Below are 18,933 nucleotides of genomic sequence, written 5' to 3'. Positions count from 1 at the left end.
CTGTTGTTGGTGGCACTTTTTTATTCAGTGTAAACGGGACCGTGTATATTAAGGAAGAAAGAGGAACAAGTTGTTAATTGCAATTCCACAGATAAGAATAAAGAGATTTTGAAACTGTAATTAATAATGTTACAATGAAGTGAGTGTGAATTTTGCATTCGAAAAATATGGCCAGCAACCCATTCGACGAGAGGAATGAATATAGATGAAACTTAGTGTACTCGAACATGGACATATCAATGAAGGACGCAGCGTACAGGACACACTGCAGGAGACTGTGACGTTAGCGAAGCATGCCGATGAACTGGGGTACTCCAGGTTCTGGATGTCCGAGCATCATGGCGGCGGAGCATTGTCCTTCTCCAGTCCGGAGGTTATGATCGCACATGTCGCAGCTCATACCGACCGGATTCGGGTTGGTTCCGGTGGCGTAATGCTGCCTCATTACAGTGCCTATAAAGTCGCGGAGAACTTCCGTCTGCTGGAGGCACTGCACCCTGGGCGAATTGACCTCGGCATTGGCAGAGCACCAGGCGGCATGCCGATTGCGAGCCGGGCTCTGAACGAGGGCAAGGCTTCCAATGTACAATTTTTCCCGCAGCAAATTGCTGACCTGGGCGGTTATTTCCACGAGCAGCTGCCAGAGGATCACCGTTTTGCATCCCTGGTAGCCGGACCGTCTGTACCAACGGTACCTGAAGTATGGCTGCTGGGCTCCAGTTCAGAAGGCGCCCGAATTGCTGCAGCACAGGGGACATCCTATGCATTTGCGCAGTTTTTCGGAACACCTGGCGGGGAAGAAGCAATGAAATACTATCGTAGACATTTCAAACCATCGATTTTGAATGACAAACCTCATTCCATGATTGCCGTAGCGGCCTTCTGTGCAGAGACAGAGGAGGAAGCAGCAGAACTGGCCCGTAGTAATGAACTGTTCTTTTTGCGTCTGGGCAGAGGATTAGAGCAGAGTTCATTTCCTTCGCTGGAAACAGTCCATAATTATCCTTATACAGCGATGGAAATGGAACAGATTCGTCAGCGTCGCTCCTTCTCCATAATTGGTACACCGGATCAAGTGAAGGATAAAATTACGGCCATGGCAGAACGTCATGAAGCGGACGAGGTCATTATTGCATCAGCCATTCATTCGTTTGATGCACGCCTGCGCTCTTTTGGCCTGATTGCTGAAGCTTTTGGTCTCAAGAAGGATTAGAGCCGGTTGAACTGGAATTTATATTCTAAGGGGTTGGAGTCCCGCTATGCGGGGCTTCAATTGTATTCTTGTGTAAGCAGAGAGGAGGAATTCACATTCGCAGATGTATCATTAGTGATATTCATGGCTGTTATGATGAATTCAATGCGCTGCTTCGTCAAGTGCATGTTGACCTCAATCAGGATGAACTGATTCTCCTTGGAGATTATGTGGACCGGGGACCGAAAAGCCGGCAGGTGGTTGAGCAGATCATGGAACTTAGGGAGAAGCATGGTGTGGTGGTGATCAAGGGAAATCATGATGCGATGATGGTCAAAGCCCTAATGAATGACGTGGAAGAGTATGATATGCACTGGATTCGCAATGGCGGATTGCAGACACTGGGCAGTTATGTGGAGATCTGTTTTGATGAAGAGCAGATGGATTGGACTGCCTACATGGAAGCCAAGCACTGGATTCGCAGCAGATATGAGCATCATCTCCGTTTTCTGAGTGAGCTTCCCCTTGTTCATGAAGTACCAGGTTATATCTTTGTGCATGCAGGAATCAATCCGGATGTAAAGGATTGGCGCAGTCAGCCTGAACGGGACTTTATTTGGATTCGGGAGGCCTTTTACTTGAGGCCCACATCCATCTCGGATACGGTGATATTTGGACACACACCAGTGAAGCACCTGCATGATTGTGCAGATATCTGGTTTGATCCTGGTGGTGACAAGATCGGCATAGATGGAGGATGCGCGTACGGTGAGCAATTGAACCTGCTTGAGATCGGTGAGGACGGCAGTTTACAGACGTTTCATGTGAAAAGGGGAGAGACTGGAGAAGGCTCGGCAGATTAATATTTGCATTGCGTATCCAGGTTCCGTGTGCTACTTTATATTTTTATGAAAGATACTTGATTATCAATACATATCATAGAAGTCGAGGGGAATGAACCGAGTTTTGGCTATTTATAATCTGGATCAACTTCAGCACCACATCCTGCTCTGCAACGGTGGTACTTGCATGCGGAATGAAGGAGAGGAAGTCACTCAGGCTGTACGGGATGAAATTCAGAAGCAGCAGGCTGGTGGATTTATTCATACAACACGAACACGCTGCAACGGGCGGTGTGACGATGCTTGCGTGACGATCGTGTATCCGCAGGGAGACTGGTATGGCAAAATGACCCCTGAATCCGGCCGGGCACTGGTACAGGCACTGTGTGAAGGGGAGAAGCTGGAGAGTCACCTGATTGCGAACGTGGCTCAACCGGCCTCCAAATAAAACTGCAGGGTTTCTCCCTTTTCCAGTGATGAAGCAGACCCTGAGAACGAATTTCAATCAATTCGCTGTTAAGGGTTTGGAATTAAGTCTTATTGACGATATAATCAGTAAGGTATGATTTGAATTATGACATGATTATTCTAATCACAATTGACGGAGGGCTATAAATATGGAAAAAGCGTTAATCTTTGGTCACAAAAATCCCGACACGGATACGATCTGTTCTGCACTTGCGTATGCGGATCTCAAAACTAAACTGGGACAGGACGTTGAAGCTGTGCGTCTTGGTGAAGTGAACGGTGAAACCCAGTTTGCACTGGATCATTTCAAGGTAGAAGCTCCACGTCTGATCAAAACGGCTGCGAACGAAGTAAACAAGGTTATTCTGGTCGATCACAATGAGCGTCAGCAAAGTGTAAGCGATATTGAGGAAGTGACGGTAGCTGAAGTTATTGACCATCACCGCATTGCTAACTTCGAAACAAGCCAGCCTCTGTATTTCCGTGCAGAACCAGTAGGTTGCACAGCAACCATTTTGAATAAATTGTACAAAGAAAACGGCGTTGAAATTAGCGCACCGATTGCAGGACTGATGTTGTCCGCGATCATTTCGGATTCCCTGTTGTTCAAATCCCCAACTTGCACAGAGCAGGATGTAGCAGCAGCACGTGAGCTGGCTGCCATTGCGGGTGTGGATGCTGACAGCTACGGTTTGGATATGTTGAAAGCCGGCGCGGATCTGAGCCAGAAAACAATTGCAGAACTGATCTCCCTGGATGCCAAAGAGTTTGCCATGGGACAAGCCAAAGTGGAAATTGCACAAGTAAACGCCGTTGACGTTAACGATGTGCTTGTGAAACAACCAGAACTTGAAGCAGCGATCGAAGCGATTATTTCAAGTAAAGGGCTGGATCTGTTCCTATTCGTGGTAACAGACATTCTGAATAATGATTCCGTTGCACTGGCTTACGGTAAGTCTACCAAAGCGGTTGAACAAGCATACAATGTGACACTTTCCGATAGTAAGGCACTGCTGAAAGGCGTCGTGTCTCGCAAATCGCAAATCGTCCCTGTTCTGACCGAAGCATTCAATAACCTGTAATTGAACCATCGGGCACGAACATAGCATTAATCTGATCCAAGCCTGCTCTGATCTGTCATAGGTCAGGACAGGCTTTTGCCGTAAAGGAGGATACACCATGATTTTGAACGAAAAGATCAAAGCATCCGAGATTGAACTGACCGGACTGAACGGCGAAGATCTCGGTATTATGTCCACAAAAGAAGCTTTGGCACTTGCCAAGCAGCATAAAGTGGATCTGGTATGCCTGTCCCTGATGACAAGCCCGCCACCCTGCAAACTCATCCGTGCCGGAGCAGCCATACAGGAAGCTCAGCAGGAGAAGAAAAAATCCGGCAAATCGCCGGACAAACGCAAGGTTAAGGAGATTCGTCTCAACTTGCAGATGGAAGACCATGACCGGGATACGAAACAAGCTCAGGCGGAACGTATCTTGAAAAAAGGTGACTCGGTTAAGCTGGTCATACAGGTTCACGGAAGCAAAGAAGGCGCCGCAGGTAAGGAGTGGGCTGAGCAGCTGAGCAAGTCGCTGGCTGAATATGGCACGAAAACAACAGGTATTCAGGTAAGTGGCAAGCAGGTTGTTGTCCAGTTGGACCCAAACACATAATAACAGGTTGATTTGTGCCTGGCATGCGGAAAAATGGAAAACCCGTGAGGTTTCCCAATAAGTTTACGCTCAGAAGCCCAATGAAAAGGCAGTGAATCTGTTTTTCCATTGGGCTTTATTTATGTTGTGGTCAAACGTTTTTCTTTCCTCTGAATCCTCGTTAACCAAACGTTCAGCTTCATGTTCGCAGATACCGGCTGCCGCCAATCCGTACATATAATTGTCCTGGCAACACAGGTGTAGTGCCTGCAGGTGCATTCAGATCACTATTTTCGGCGAATCGGGACAGATAATAAAAATCGGGATAAATCACGTTATCCATCAAGTAGGCTGAAACTTGACTTCCGGGAGTGCGGAATTGGTTCAATGTACGAATAATCTGTCCCCCGGAGGCAATACCGATGCCATGACCATAGTACAGGTCTTCACGGAGCATAATCGTATTTTCCCCTTGCCACTCTGGCGTTTCGGAAGAGACATCCGGGTTTTTGAAATAAAGTACATCGCCAGGAAGTGCGTTATGGCTGCCGTTCTTCTCGGTTAAGCGCAGATCGCTGTCATAGTGCCAATCGAAGAGCAGTAAGTCGCGAAAGAGTGAATTGAAGGCCTCCTCGCGAATACTTTCGAGTACCCCTCCGTACAGCACAATGACTGTTGCAGTTGCGCATTCAAATGCATACAGGGAACCATTCCTCCAAATATCCCGAATGCCTTCAGCCGGAGTTACATTCGGTTTGAGTTCAAATCCTCCCTCATTGTTGAGATTCCAGTAGGCGGGATTACATCTTGATTTCTCAAACGAAGCAAAGCTGACTCCGCTGGCATTCAATCCTTCTGCTGCATGAACCAGAGAGGCTCGAAGCTTCCATTCGAATTGCAGATGATCCATGGTCTGATAGGAATATAGGGTCGGTCTGTTCTGAAGCTGCTGCAACCAATGCCATTCAAAAGCAGACCACTGAGAACGTACCAAATCAAGCGGTTGATTCGCAACGATGATCATACATGACAACCTCCGTTTCGTTGAATGTTCGGGCTTGTGTGAACGGAACCTCACGCGTATCTTTTCATTTATATGACGATTAGCACCCGGAATTGTACTCTGTTTGAACATTCCCTGTGTGAGAGCATACACAAAATGTCGATTCATGCAAAAGATTCAGTGGATATCGTTTAATCATCATCCTATTTGGGGTACTACTCTATAGATGAAGTTATGTACAGCACAAGCTGTTAATTACGAATAATATGGATTAGAGAATAATTTGTAAAAAGGAGGATAAGCGGTGTCGAATCCAATTACAGAGAGCCGCTCTCTGTTTGAGCAACTATACAAATATGCACCAATCGGCATTGCTGTTGCTTCGCATGTGAACGGACGTTGGCTCCAGCTTAATCCTGCGTTTTGTGAAATGCTGGGATTCAATGAAGATGAGTTAATCGATTCACCGATTGAACATATGATCCATGAGGTAGATCAGGAGATGGAGAGATTCAGGTCCAACTTCGGGGATATGACAAATGGGGTAAGCCAGATGTACGAGACGGAAATCCGATTAAAGCGTAAGGACGGTTCTCTTCTGTGGTCGAACATACGGGCCTGCATTGTTAGGGATGAGGAGAACAACCATCCTCTTTATTTGCTTGTACAGGCAGTGGATATTACGAGACAAAAGGAAGCGGAGCAGCACTTGATTGAACAGCGCAAACAATTGGAAGAGAGCACCCGAATCTCTCGTATCCTTACGGAATCTTCTCTCGATCTTATTGCCATACATCACGCTGATCAGGAACGTACCTTCAAGTATGTGTCACCCGCCAGTCTTGGGATGCTGGGGTACAAACCTGAAGAAATCGTGGGTCAATCCGGACTGTTCTGCATTCATCCGAACGATATTCCAATCGTGGAAGCGTATGTTGCAGGACAGATGCAGGGTCTGGCACCAGACCGTATTAACTACCGTCTGCTGCATAAGGATGGTTCTGTGGTGTGGGCTGATACGATCACTCACTACATCTATGACGAGCAGGGAAATCTGCAGGAGATGATTGCGGTGACCCGGGATATTACGGCGAGCAAAAAGCAGGAGCAAAGTCTACAGGAGTATCAATCACTCTTTGACTGTAACCCGTTAGGCGTTGCATCTCTTGATCTGGAAGGAAATTTGCTGAAAGCGAATGTCGGCCAGGAACATTTGACGGGACATTCCAAGGAGGAACTGCTCAGCCAATCCTTTGATCATTTGATTGATCCGGTGGATCTGGCCAAAACCCGCTATCATTTTGAAGAGTCTGTCAAAGGAAAGGCCCAGAGTTATGAGATTGGGCTGATTCACCAGGACGGACGCCGAATTGAAACCAGAGTCATCAATGTTCCCATTATCCTTGAGGATCGAGTCGTTGGCGTGTATGGAATTACAAGTGATATCACTGAGTCCAAAAAATATGTGGAGGAGATCGAGAATCTGAGCTACGAACGTGCCCTGATTCTGAATGCGATGTCTGAAGGCGTCATTGGACTGGACCAGAACGGGAAATTGATATTTGCCAACCCCGCTGCAGCCGAGATGATGGGATTCTGTCCAACAGAAATGAATGGTGTGCACTTCGAGCATATCATTCTGCAAATGCAAAACGAGGCAATCCCTTACCCGGTCAATGAATCACCGATTGTAAAGGCAGTACGGGAAGGTCGAAGTTTGCCTAGATCGGAATCTGTTTTCTGGAGGCAGGACGGATCAAGCTTCCTCGCGGAATTCCAGCTGAAACCGATTATGGATCAAGGAAATACCCGCGGAGGAGTACTGGTGTTCCGGGATATGACTTCGGTGAATGACATCATTCGTGCCAAGGAGTTAGCCGAACAGGCGGACCGTGCCAAATCCGAATTTCTTGCGATTATGAGCCATGAGCTGCGGACTCCGCTGAACGGGATTATGGGCATGGCCAATCTGTTGAAAGAAACTGAGCTTGATGAAGAGCAATCCGGATTCGCTGAGATCATCATCGATAGTGGGGAGTCACTGCTTCACATTCTCAACGAGATACTTGATTTCAGTAAAATTGAGGCTGGTAAAATGGATCTGTCACGTGACGCCGTGGATATCCAGGAAATGCTAGCCAGTGTTGTTGAACTGTTTGCTCTGAAAGCTGCCGAGAAAAATATAGAGCTGTATTGCGAGATTTCTGACCAGATCCCTGAGCGTGTGAGAGGGGACGTAACCCGAATTCGTCAGATTCTGATCAATCTTGTGGGCAACGCGGTTAAATTTACGGAGAAAGGAAGCATTCAAATTCGTGTGAGCGTGAATGCCCCCGAAGATGGTGATCCGAACAAACTCCAGCTCTCTTTTGTCGTAAAGGATACGGGAATCGGCATCGCCATGGACAAACAGCATCAATTGTTCCAATCCTTCTCCCAGCTTGACCCGGCCATTAATCGCAAATATGGTGGTACCGGTCTTGGACTTGCGATCAGCAAGAAGCTGGTTGAATTAATGGATGGTGCAATTGGGGTGCATAGTGAAATAGGCAAGGGAGCCGAGTTTCATTTTACCCTGCTGCTTGAGAAATGGCAGGACGAGTCTGATGACGGAATGGAAGCTTCAGACCATACTTGGGTTGAAGCAGATCAATCCCTGCTCGCAGCCAATATTCGCATCCTGATTGCGGAGGATCAGCCGGTGAACAGCCACCTGATGGAGGAGCTGCTGCGCAAGCTGGGCGGCGTCTGTGATATCGTTGAGAACGGAGAGGCAGCGGTACGCGCACTCGAAAGGGAATCTTACGATATCGTCTTCATGGATATCAAAATGCCCATCATGGACGGGATTGAAGCAACCTGCAAAATAAGACAAAGCCATCCCGAGATTCCGGTCATCGCTGCCATAACGGCATTTGCGGGTGAGAGTGATCGTGATGCATGCCTGGAATGCGGAATGCAGGATTTTATTAGCAAGCCGTTCAGTTCATCCGAAATTACCCGTGTGCTGCGCACCTGGGTACCTTATATCCGGGCTCATCGGTTAATGCTGGATACATGAAAGAGTGAGATAAAACCTAAAAAAACCTGCTCCCGATTAAAGGGGCAGGTTTTTTAGGTCTATACCATAGTCCATGACCAAAAAGGATCAGGACCATCCTCCGATCAACCCGGAGAGGGTTACGCATTCATCATCTTCCAGTTCCGCAATCAATGTAAGTTCTTCGTGATCACTTGGATCAACAGAGAACAATTCGCGGCGTCCATCTTCGTGTTTAATAATAACCAGTTGGTTGCCGCTTTTTGTATCAAACTGGTACTTAACTCCGATACCAGGCAGTGGGCATTCCCGGATATTCATGAAACCTGTCACCTCTTTAGCTATTCCATAATGAATTTAACCGTTCACACAGTACGGATGTATTCTACTATCCATAACACGGTTTGGCAAGTCAAACATCCAATTATGCTCCAGTATTCACATTAACCGGGTGAAGTTATCCCATGCGGCGGCGTCTTGTCCGTTTGCGACGGACAAAAAACCAGATGAGCAGTGCAGCGACGACAATTAAAGCGATGACTGCGGTAATGATAATGTTACGAATGTTTGGTACCTGTACTGTCAAATCCAGTGTATTCGAATTGAGGGGAGAAATGTGCCAGGTCAGTGTCTTCCCCTGATCTTCAACCAGGTCCGCGTTGGAATCTTCAGCTTTGATTGGCAGACTCAGTTTGAAGTCGAACTTCACATCTTTGAGCAGCAGGTTTTTAAGGAAGCTTGGCACCTTGTTGATCTGATCCTTAATCTCCCCATCCGGCATGGATTCCATCAGGTCAGCGGTGGCAGTAACATGGAATTTGGAAGTGAAGAAGCCTGGCTCCGTGGACTGCTCAACCTGGATGCCTTTTGGAAGCTTGGACAGATCGAAGCTAGCGGCAGTATTACTTTTCTCATAGTGGGTTGTTGCTGAGAGCTGCTTCCGTTCTCCGTCGTCTACGACCTCGGCCTGAAAGTTGTTTTTCTTCAGGGCTTCTTCGAGCAGGGGCATCAGATTGTCCTGTCCAATCTTTCCGAGCGCGGATTCAGTTACACCGAGATGGATATCCAGGTCTGTTGAACCATCCATGTTGACCGTCAGATGAGCTTCTCCATCGGCACAAGCGGATAGAATAATCAGCATGAGGCCAAGCATAAATGTGAGAAATAGATGGCGTAAGGGGATACGAGTCGGCGACATTGATTTCAACCTTTCTACGTAAGCGATTTGCATAAGTCCATACTGCATGCTGCATTCAAACCATTACTTAATTAATAGATTTATAGTATACACCGTAAATATGTCAGATGGAACTTCTGGTAAGTCATCCTGACTTGATAACCATTTCGATATGACGAATGGGATGCTGATCGAATAGTTGTGCAATAATAATTTAGGTTAAAATTAAAGATGTCGTATTTTTGTCAATGTTAGGACAATTCAAAAGGCGTTTCAACGTGTAAACTGTAAATAGTATGTTGATCAATCGGATGCAGGGAGGGGTACATTCATGACATACATCATTATTCTAATTGCAGTAATGGTTGTGGGAATGATCGGAATGGGCTGGTTCTTTCAGATTCTTGACAAAGACAATAGCTAAACCATAAATGACATGGATGACATGGACATGAGACAAGCCATAAGCTTGCTTCGCGCGTTTGCGAGGCAGGTTTATTTGTTTTGGCAAGATGTTATCCTGATGTTCTGTGCAATACGTTACTTACATATAAATTTGTACCTTACATAATCGCGTAATATATATATAACGAAAGGTGTCGCACAATTTGACCGATGGACAAATATTTTTCGTAAAGATGGGATTTTTAGGCTGCTCTTTTGTATAATAGGGATTAGTCCAACTCGGGATATTTCCCGAAATATGCCTAACAGGAAAGGGTGTACATAAATGAAATTTAGTGAATATACGTATACACGTCCCGATCTGGAAAAAATCAAAACTTCTTTCCGTGAGCTGTTGAAGGGTTTCGAAGCTGCGGCTACGGTGGATGAGCAGAGCGGATTTATGGATCAGATTAACGCATTGCGCAGTGATTTTGAGACTATGGCGCAACTGGTCTATATCCGTCACTCCATTGACACGAATGATACATTCTACAAAGCAGAAAACGAATTTCTGGATGAAAGCTCCCCGATCATTCAAGAGTATATCACCGATTATTACCGGGCACTGGTGAATTCAAAATTCCGTGCGGAACTGGAGCAAAAATGGGGAACTCAGCTGTTCCAGCTGGCAGAACAGTCCCTGAAGACCTTCAGCCCTGAAATTATCGAGGATCTTCAAAAAGAGAACAAGCTGTCCACAGAATATAATCAATTGATTGCTTCCGCAAAAATTCCGTTTGAAGGCGAAGAACGTACCTTGCCACAGCTGCATCCGTTTGAACTGTCTACAGATCGTTCCATGCGGGAACGCGCTTCGGAAGCAAGATATACGTTCATGGCTGAGCACGAAGCGGAATTTGACCGCATTTACGATGAACTTGTAAAAGTACGTACGCAAATTGCCAAAAAATTAGGCTATCCATCCTATGTGGAACTTGGTTATGATCGCATGAATCGTACCGATTATAACGCGGAGATGGTTGCCAATTTCAGAGCACAGGTTCGTGATTACATTGTACCTGTGGCCACGAAGCTCAGAGAGCGTCAGCGCAGCCGGATCGATGTGGATACCCTCTATTTTTATGACCAGGGTTTCAGCTTCAAGACAGGTAACCCGACTCCTAAAGGGGATCCGGACTGGATTATTGAGAATGGTAAAAAAATGTACGCAGAGCTGTCCCCTGAGACGGATACGTTCTTCCAGATGATGACGGATAACGAACTGATGGATTTGGTTAGTAAAAAAGGCAAGCAGGGCGGCGGATATTGCACCTTCCTGAATGATTATAAAGTACCGTTTATTTTCTCAAACTTTAACGGTACATCCGGAGATATCGATGTCCTGACACACGAAGCTGGTCACGCGTTCCAGGTGTATGAGAGCCGTCACTTTGAGGTGCCGGAATACAACTGGCCGACTTACGAATCGGCAGAGATTCATTCCATGAGCATGGAATTTTTCACATGGCCGTGGATGGAATTGTTCTTCAAGGAAGATACGGACAAATACAAGTTTGATCACCTGTCCTCCGGTTTGCTCTTTATTCCTTATGGCGTTGCCGTGGATGAATTCCAGCACTTCGTCTATGCCAACCCGGATGCAACACCGACTGAGCGCAAGCAGGCATGGCGCAACATTGAAAAAACGTATCTGCCACACATCAACTACAAGGATAATGCCTATCTGGAGCAAGGTGGATTCTGGCATAAGCAGGGGCACATTTTCTCCTCGCCGTTCTATTACATCGACTATACGCTGGCTCAGATCTGTGCCTTCCAGTTCTGGAAACGCAGTAACGAGGATATGAAGTCTGCATGGGCCGACTATCTGACATTGTGCAAGGCGGGAGGAAGCCTCTCCTTCACAGGATTGGTTGAACTGGCTGGTCTGAATTCCCCGTTTGAGGATGGCTGTGTCTCCTCCGTAATCGGTGATATTGAAGCGTGGCTGGATGGGGTAGACGATAAAGCTCTGTAAGCAAGTTTTCTGCAAACAGATACCGATCGTTTCATACCATTTTGATGGTAAATGATAGGATTACAACATTCATAAAAAGCGGCTTTGAAACCTCTGGTTTCAGGCCGCTTTTTTTGCACGCAGTTAAACTTGTGAAATAAAAAGGGAAGGGAGATTCAGCATCTGGAAAGGGGAAATGTAACATTTCTGCATTGAATGTGATTTATTTCACTATATCTGAAAACGGATTCAGGTACAATAAAGACAGTAAATCAGGGGTTACAGGAGGCTGGTTCAAATGGCAACACATGCTTATTATGTTCCGCCCGTGAACTTGATGGGTAGGGGATGTTTACAGGAAGCAGGCATGATGATTCAGGACATGAATATTCGCAAAGCGCTGGTTGTTAGTGATCGGCAGTTGATCTCTTCCGGTGTAGCTGAGCAAGTACTGTCTATATTAAGAAAATCAGGGCTAGACTACGTTGTATATGATAAAATACAGCCCAATCCAACTTGTCATAATGTGCATGAAGGCCTCAAAAAGTATCAGGAACATGGCTGTGATGCCATTATATCGATAGGTGGAGGCTCACCCCAGGACGCAGCCAAAGCCATCGGCATTGTCGCTACCAATGGTGGACATATTCGGGACTACGAAGGATTGCATCAATCGCATCATAAGTCTGTACCGCTTGTAGCGTTCAATACGACCGCCGGTACATCGAGTGAGGTGACCATTAACTACGTGATTACAGATGAGGAACGCAAGGTGAAAATGGTGATGGTGGACCGGAACAGTCTGGTTTCCCTGTCAGTCAACGATCCGGAATTGATGCTCAGCAAGCCAGCTAGTCTGACCGCAGCAACAGGCATGGATGCTCTGACTCATGCGGTGGAAGCGATGGTGACACCTGGTGGATTTACAGTGACCAGCGCGACCGCTGCCGCAGCGGTTGAACTGATCTTTGAATATTTGCCGCGAGCGGTCAGAGACGGGAGCGACCTTGAAGCCAGGGAGCACATGACCTATGCCTGCTTCTTGGGAGGAATGGCTTTTAATAATGCGGGTCTCGGCTATGTGCATGCCATGGCACATCAACTCGGAGGTGTGTACGATCTGCCGCACGGCGTATGTAACGCCATGCTGCTCCCTTATGTGGAGGAGATGAACGCGAAGCATGTGCCCGGTAAATTCCGGCATATCGCCAAAGCCATCGGCATGAATGTGAAGGATAAGAGTGATGAAGAGTGCTCCATGTATGTCATTGACGCTATTCGCCAGCTCTCCAGGGAAGTGGGCATTCCCGAGAAATTGTCCGAACTGGGCGTAACGGATCCCGATCTTGAGCTGCTTGCAGATAATGCGATGAAAGATGCTTGTGCCCCCGGCAATCCATATCAGCCTTCGAGAGAAGAAGTGATGGAGCTATTTCGCAAAATTATATAGATACGAATATCAGCATCCTGAATAGCGCAAGTCAGAAACAAATAAATGAGCAGGCAGATGAGCCGGGTGAAGTCCTGGCTTTTTGTCATGCCATAGCACAGAGGAGTTACTTATTTTTCCATTTTAATCAATCGAACAAAAGCAAAAGGATTTTGATTCCCTACAGCGAATACAATAATCTAATCACAGCAGTATCAAAAAGGAGTGATATCGGCCTAATCTTTTGCCTTATGATTCCAGCAAGATTCCCCAGCCCGTTTCGTGTTTAATGTTAATTAGGGATAATGGATTACATTACATTTCTCACGGGGTACATCTTAATTTCGATTCCACCAATCACCTCTGCACGGCAAGTCAAGGCTATTCTGCAATAATCATCCTACTCAGACATGACAAAAAATTACGTTCCGTTGCAATCTCGATCGAGATTTCATACCAGGATACACGGTTTGTTTGTACAGCATGCTCCTAATCATGACAACAGCGTCCACACAACAGAATATTGGATTATGGGCTCTGAAATGAACCAGAAGAATGCGCGTGGAGGAGGCTGTAATGATGGCAAAAAAAGAAGTTGTAGCGATGCTGCTCGCAGGAGGGCAAGGCAAAAGGTTAAAAGGGTTGACCAAATCACTCGCTAAGCCGGCTGTATATTTTGGCGGGACATACCGAATTATTGATTTTCCTCTAAGCAACTGCTCCAATTCAGGCATCGACACCGTTGGTGTACTTACACAATACGAACCTCTGGTACTACACTCCTATATCGGCATCGGCAGCGATTGGGATCTGGACCGCAAAAATGGCGGAGTATATGTCCTTCCACCACATGAGCGTGAAGACGGGAGCAGCTGGTACCGAGGCACAGCGGATGCGATTTACCGGAACCTGAATTTCATCGAACAATTCGATCCAGAGCATGTACTCATCCTTTCAGGGGACCACATCTACAAAATGGATTATGAAAAAATGCTCAGGTATCACAAGGAAAAGGACGCAGATTGCACCATATCAGTCATTGACGTTCCGCTGGAAGAAGCCAGCCGGTTTGGGCTGCTTAACACCCACGATGATTACCGCATCTACGAATTCGAAGAAAAGCCTCCAGAACCCAAAAGCACACTTGCTTCCATGGGTATTTATCTCTTCAAGTGGGATGTACTGAAACGTTTCCTGATCCAGGACGAACAACAGGCATCCACCTCATACGACTTTGGCAAAGACATCATTCCCTTATTGCTTGAAAATGAAAAATCCTTATACGCTTATCCTTTTGAAGGCTATTGGAAAGACGTAGGTACCATCCGCAGTTTGTGGGAGTCCAACATGGATCTTCTGGATGAGGAAACACCGCTCAACCTGAATGATCCCAATTGGCGCATTTACACCCGTAATCCGAATCAGCCGGCACAGTACATTTCACCTGTGGCCAAGGTACGTAATTGCATTATAAGTGAAGGCAGCATCGTACATGGAGAGGTTAACCACTCCATACTGTTCTACGGGGTGGAGGTTGGAGAGCACACTTCCGTCATAGATTCTGTCGTCATGCCACGGGTGAAGATCGGGAAGAATGTGCACATTCACAGAGCAATCATTGCGGAAGGGCTGGTCATTCCGGATGGAACCTACCTATCTCCTGTGCCTGAGGATGAAAGTGACGTATTGCTTGTGGACCATGAAGAATTGGAACGTCAGCTTCAACAGGGAATGACAACTAAAGTCTAATCTGAGCCCAAAGGACGGTGCATGCGATGAAACCATTAATCGGTGTTATTAACCTTGATCATGAACTTGAGGAATTGAAGGAATTGACGTACTTTCGCTGCGGAGCCGCGGTTCCTTACGCCGGGCGTTACCGTCTAATCGACTTTGTATTATCCAATATGATGAATGCGGGCATAGAGAGTATTGGGGTGTTTGTCCGCCGCAAATATCGTTCGTTAATGGATCACCTGAGTGACGGCAAACCCTGGGATCTGGATCGCAAGCATGGAGGCATGTTCATTTTGCCGCCGGACTGGAATGATCCAACGGATACGTCACAGGGGGATTTGCAGCATTTTCACAACAATCTCGATTTCTTTCACCGCGGTTCGGGTGAATATGTGGTTCATGCCGGCAGTCGGCATGTGACCAAAGTAGATCTGCAGGATGCCTATCGATATCATGTGAATAAGGGAGCAGACGTGACGCTGATTTGCAAAAGAGTGGACCAACTGCTGCCTGAGCACGATGCCTGTGTCAAAGTTGAACATGACGGGAACGGTAATGTGGTGGACATTCACCAAAGCGCCGATCACCCGAATATATATACAGAAATTTTCATCATGAAAAAGGAGTTGTTCCTGCGTCAGGTTCAGCGCTGCATTGATCATGGCGAGAGCCATTTCTTCCGTGATGTTATACAGAAAAATCCGGATGGTTTAAACATTGCGGCATATGCTTATGAAGGCTACCATGCCGTGATTAACTCCATTGACAGTTATTATCGCAACAGTATGGAGCTGTTGAATACGGGGCTGTATGAACAACTTTTCAGAGAAGAACCCGTTCAGACCAAAATTAAATACGAGGCACCTGCGAAATACCTCGACACGGCCGAGGTCAAACATTCCCTGCTTGCCAATGGATGTATTGTGGGCGGAGAAGTGGAGAACAGCATTTTGTTCAGGGGTGTGCAGGTAGCGAAGGGAGCCAGAATTAAAGGCTCAATTATCATGCAGAAATGTTACATCGGTGAAGATGCGGTACTGGAGAATGTCATTCTGGACAAAGACGTGAAACTGACTGGCGGACAGACGCTCATTGGAGACCCGTCGAACCCGTATATCTTGGCTAAGAGTACTATTATCTAATACCTGCTGTTAACCGATATCATCTATAAATAAAATATAAATTCTGTATATTTGGTGAAATGAAAATTGCACGTGAACGAAGAGGGCAGAAAAAACCTGGAGAAGCGTAGCGTTCACCTTTATCCCCGGATTTCTACATTTGAGAAACTAGATCATAGAAATCCGGGGGTAACAGTGATCGGAAGGTTGTTCTGCCAGCGTAGTGGCCAGTGTAATAATTATCTTTTCACAATGTACAGAATTTCACCGGGAGGAACCTGCTTTTGTTTGACAACAAGGAAACATTCAAGAGTATTTTTGGGCGGAATCTGGTCAGTAAATTGGGCAAACCACTTGAAGAAGCCACGAACGAAGACGTCTATCACGTTCTGGGCAGCATGATTCGCGAGTATGCGGGTCAGGACTGGGCAGCGTCGAATCAGGGATTCAAGCAGCGCCAGGATAAACAGGTATATTACTTCTCGCTGGAATTCCTGATTGGACGTCTGCTGGGCAACAATTTGTTGAATGTGAACGAACTGGAACTGGTTCGCGACAGTCTCGCCGAGCTGGGCTTCTCACTGGAGGACATTGAAGAGCAGGAATCGGATGCCGGGCTGGGGAATGGCGGATTGGGCCGTTTGGCGGCGTGCTTTCTGGACTCGCTCGCATCCCTCGGCTATGCTGGCCATGGCTGTGGTATCCGGTATAAATACGGATTATTTGAGCAAAAAATCATTGGTGGCAATCAGGTAGAGCTTCCGGACAACTGGCTCGATAAGGGCAATGAATGGGAAGTAAGACGCCCGGACAAAAAGGTCGAGGTTCAGTTCTGGGGACGGGTTGAGGCCTATGAGCAGGACGGACATTATCATTTTGTGACCAAGGATGCGGAATCCGTCGTTGCGGTACCCTACGATACTCCGGTTCTTGGATACGGTCAGCCGCATGTGAATACACTTCGCCTGTGGAGTGCAGAGCCGAAGAGGGAAACCTCCTTGGATACCCCTTCGAACTATTACGGTTACCTGGATTACAGCCGGTCGGTGGAGTCGATATCGGAGTTTTTATACCCGGATGATTCCCAGTACGAGGGCAAGCTGCTTCGCTTGAAACAGCAATACTTCATGTGCTCTGCTGGCGTACAGAGTGCATTGCGTACATTTAACAAGCTGGAACTATCATATGACCGGCTACCAGACAAGGTAGCATTCCACATCAATGATACTCACCCGACGCTGGTCATTCCGGAATTGATGCGGATTCTCATTGATGTGAAAGGTTATGGTTGGGATGAAGCGTGGGATATTACAACGCGTACCGTCTCTTATACCAATCATACAACGCTGAGTGAGGCGCTGGAGAAATGGCCGGTGTCCATGATCAGTAAACTGCTGCCACGCATTTATATGATCATTGAAGAGATTAATAAGCGATTCTGCGGTATGCTTCTGGATCGTTATCCGGGAGAACAGGAGCGTATTCAGCATTTGGCTATCATTGCGAACGATCAGGTTCGTATGGCACATCTGGCGATTGTCGGCAGTCATAGCATTAATGGTGTCGCTGCATTGCATACCGAGATCCTGAAGGAGCGGGAGATGGCGCCGTTCTATGCCTTGTATCCGGAGCGTTTTAACAACAAGACGAACGGGATAACGCATCGTCGCTGGTTAATGCATGCGAATCCCAAACTGTCCAATCTGATTACCGATACGATCGGTAGTGAATGGATGACAGAGCCAGGCAGATTGAATGAAATCGCCGAATTTGCAGGCGACGCGTCATTCCAGCAGCAATTTAGGTCCATCAAACACGAAAATAAGGAACGGCTCGCGGCATACATTCTGGATCATACCGGAACGGCAGTTAATCCGGATTCCATTTTTGATGTACAGGTCAAAAGGCTGCATGGCTACAAGCGCCAGCTTCTCAACATTTTACACGTCATGCACCTGTATAACCGTCTTAAGAATGACTCGTCATTCGAGATCGTTCCACGTACATTCATCTTTGGAGCGAAGGCTGCACCAAGCTATTATTTTGCGAAGAAAATCATCAAGCTGATCAACACGGTTGCGGATACCGTCAACAAGGATAAGGCGGTAAATGACCGGCTGAAGGTATTTTTCCTCGAAAATTATTCCGTCTCTCTGGCAGAAAAAATTATTCCGGCCGCGGACGTCAGCGAACAGATCTCCACTGCAGGGAAGGAAGCTTCGGGTACGGGCAATATGAAGTTTATGATGAACGGCGCATTAACCATTGGTACGATGGATGGGGCCAATGTGGAGATGGCTGAGCAGGTTGGAGAAGAGAATATGTTTATCTTCGGTCTGCGAGCGAATGAAGTGATGGATTATTATCGTTCAGGCAGCTATCGTCCTAACGAAATTGTGCAGCAGGATGAGCGCATTCGCGAAGTAGTGGAACAGCTGGTTCATCCAGGACCGTTCTGTTGTCGGGAAGGCGAATTCTGGGATATCTATGATTCATTACTGGCACATGGAGATGAGTATTTTGTATTGCGTGACTTTGCTGCCTATGCCGATGCCCACGCGGCCATTGATAAGGCTTATCGTGATGGGCCCGGCTGGTCACATAAAGCGATTCTGAATACGGCTCAATCCGGTATTTTCTCCAGTGACCGTACCATTAGTGAATATGCTACCGATATCTGGGGAATTCATCCGGTTTCGGGACACTGGAAAGGCTGAGATAAATAAGTCAGGAGATGAAGTCCCCTTGATGCAAGGGGACTTTGTTGTATTATTTTTATGGAAAAGGGTTTAACACCGCACGCAATATCAAAAAAATAAACTTCCGTTAAGTGATAATCAAATTAAGGAGACAGCATTCAACTCCATTTC

The 18,933-nt window shown here is 46.7% G+C and carries 14 protein-coding genes; 11 read left to right on the top strand and 3 right to left on the bottom strand.

Features of this window, described 5'->3' with window-relative positions:
* Positions 1–205: 205 nt before the first annotated feature.
* The 5 genes from CHH60_RS06580 (at position 206) to infC (ending at position 4,173) form a co-directional block, all read left to right on the top strand.
* On the top strand, positions 206–1,213 hold the full coding sequence (locus CHH60_RS06580) for an LLM class flavin-dependent oxidoreductase (protein ID WP_095287568.1): 1,008 nt from the start codon (positions 206–208) through the stop codon (positions 1,211–1,213).
* 68 nt (positions 1,214–1,281) lie between these two features.
* Positions 1,282–2,055 carry a metallophosphoesterase family protein gene (locus CHH60_RS06575; RefSeq protein ID WP_255247846.1) on the top strand — a complete coding sequence of 258 codons (774 nt, stop codon included), beginning with the start codon at positions 1,282–1,284 and terminating at the stop codon, positions 2,053–2,055.
* A 103-nt stretch (positions 2,056–2,158) separates the two neighbouring features.
* Complete coding sequence (locus tag CHH60_RS06570) at positions 2,159–2,482, top strand: (2Fe-2S) ferredoxin domain-containing protein (protein ID WP_095358463.1); 324 nt, start codon at positions 2,159–2,161, stop codon at positions 2,480–2,482.
* Positions 2,483–2,651: 169 nt separating this feature from the next.
* The gene (locus CHH60_RS06565) at positions 2,652–3,584 is read left to right on the top strand and encodes a manganese-dependent inorganic pyrophosphatase (protein ID WP_095358462.1); all 933 of its coding nucleotides are present in this window, start codon (positions 2,652–2,654) and stop codon (positions 3,582–3,584) included.
* A 97-nt stretch (positions 3,585–3,681) separates the two neighbouring features.
* Positions 3,682–4,173 carry a translation initiation factor IF-3 gene (infC, locus tag CHH60_RS06560; RefSeq protein ID WP_095358461.1) on the top strand — a complete coding sequence of 164 codons (492 nt, stop codon included), beginning with the start codon at positions 3,682–3,684 and terminating at the stop codon, positions 4,171–4,173.
* 178 nt (positions 4,174–4,351) lie between these two features.
* Here the strand turns inward: infC and CHH60_RS06555 are convergent, their stop codons facing one another.
* Complete coding sequence (locus CHH60_RS06555) at positions 4,352–5,176, bottom strand: protein-glutamine gamma-glutamyltransferase (protein ID WP_095358460.1); 825 nt, start codon at positions 5,174–5,176, stop codon at positions 4,352–4,354.
* 283 nt (positions 5,177–5,459) lie between these two features.
* Here CHH60_RS06555 and CHH60_RS06550 point away from each other — a divergent pair, with 283 nt between their 5' ends.
* Positions 5,460–8,216 (top strand): PAS domain-containing hybrid sensor histidine kinase/response regulator, encoded by a 2,757-nt coding sequence (locus CHH60_RS06550; RefSeq protein ID WP_095358459.1) that lies wholly within the window; start codon positions 5,460–5,462, stop codon positions 8,214–8,216.
* An 87-nt stretch (positions 8,217–8,303) separates the two neighbouring features.
* Here CHH60_RS06550 and CHH60_RS06545 read toward each other — a convergent pair whose 3' ends face one another.
* On the bottom strand, positions 8,304–8,516 hold the full coding sequence (locus CHH60_RS06545) for a hypothetical protein (RefSeq protein WP_095358458.1): 213 nt from the start codon (positions 8,514–8,516) through the stop codon (positions 8,304–8,306).
* A gap of 136 nt (positions 8,517–8,652) precedes the next feature.
* The gene (locus tag CHH60_RS06540) at positions 8,653–9,393 is read right to left on the bottom strand and encodes a hypothetical protein (protein WP_095358457.1); all 741 of its coding nucleotides are present in this window, start codon (positions 9,391–9,393) and stop codon (positions 8,653–8,655) included.
* Between the two features lie 709 nt (positions 9,394–10,102).
* Between CHH60_RS06540 and CHH60_RS06535 the strand changes: the two genes are divergently transcribed.
* From CHH60_RS06535 to CHH60_RS06515, 5 genes are all read left to right on the top strand, one after another.
* Positions 10,103–11,797: a M3 family oligoendopeptidase gene (locus CHH60_RS06535; RefSeq protein ID WP_095358456.1), complete on the top strand. Its 1,695-nt coding sequence runs from the start codon at positions 10,103–10,105 to the stop codon at positions 11,795–11,797.
* A 277-nt stretch (positions 11,798–12,074) separates the two neighbouring features.
* Positions 12,075–13,226 (top strand): iron-containing alcohol dehydrogenase, encoded by a 1,152-nt coding sequence (locus CHH60_RS06530; protein WP_095358455.1) that lies wholly within the window; start codon positions 12,075–12,077, stop codon positions 13,224–13,226.
* A gap of 558 nt (positions 13,227–13,784) precedes the next feature.
* Positions 13,785–14,954 carry a glucose-1-phosphate adenylyltransferase gene (locus CHH60_RS06525; RefSeq protein WP_095358454.1) on the top strand — a complete coding sequence of 390 codons (1,170 nt, stop codon included), beginning with the start codon at positions 13,785–13,787 and terminating at the stop codon, positions 14,952–14,954.
* A gap of 26 nt (positions 14,955–14,980) precedes the next feature.
* Positions 14,981–16,084, top strand: coding sequence for a glucose-1-phosphate adenylyltransferase subunit GlgD (glgD, locus tag CHH60_RS06520; protein ID WP_095287557.1), 1,104 nt, complete (start codon positions 14,981–14,983; stop codon positions 16,082–16,084).
* A gap of 263 nt (positions 16,085–16,347) precedes the next feature.
* Entirely contained in the window at positions 16,348–18,780 is a 2,433-nt protein-coding gene (locus CHH60_RS06515; RefSeq protein ID WP_095358453.1) for a glycogen/starch/alpha-glucan phosphorylase, read from the top strand.
* Positions 18,781–18,933 lie beyond the last annotated feature (153 nt).

Source organism: Paenibacillus sp. 7523-1 (assembly GCF_002276415.1).
GTDB lineage: Bacteria > Bacillota > Bacilli > Paenibacillales > Paenibacillaceae > Paenibacillus > Paenibacillus illinoisensis_A.
Note: the sequence above shows the minus strand (reverse complement) of the source record. Positions and strands in the feature narration are given on the sequence as shown.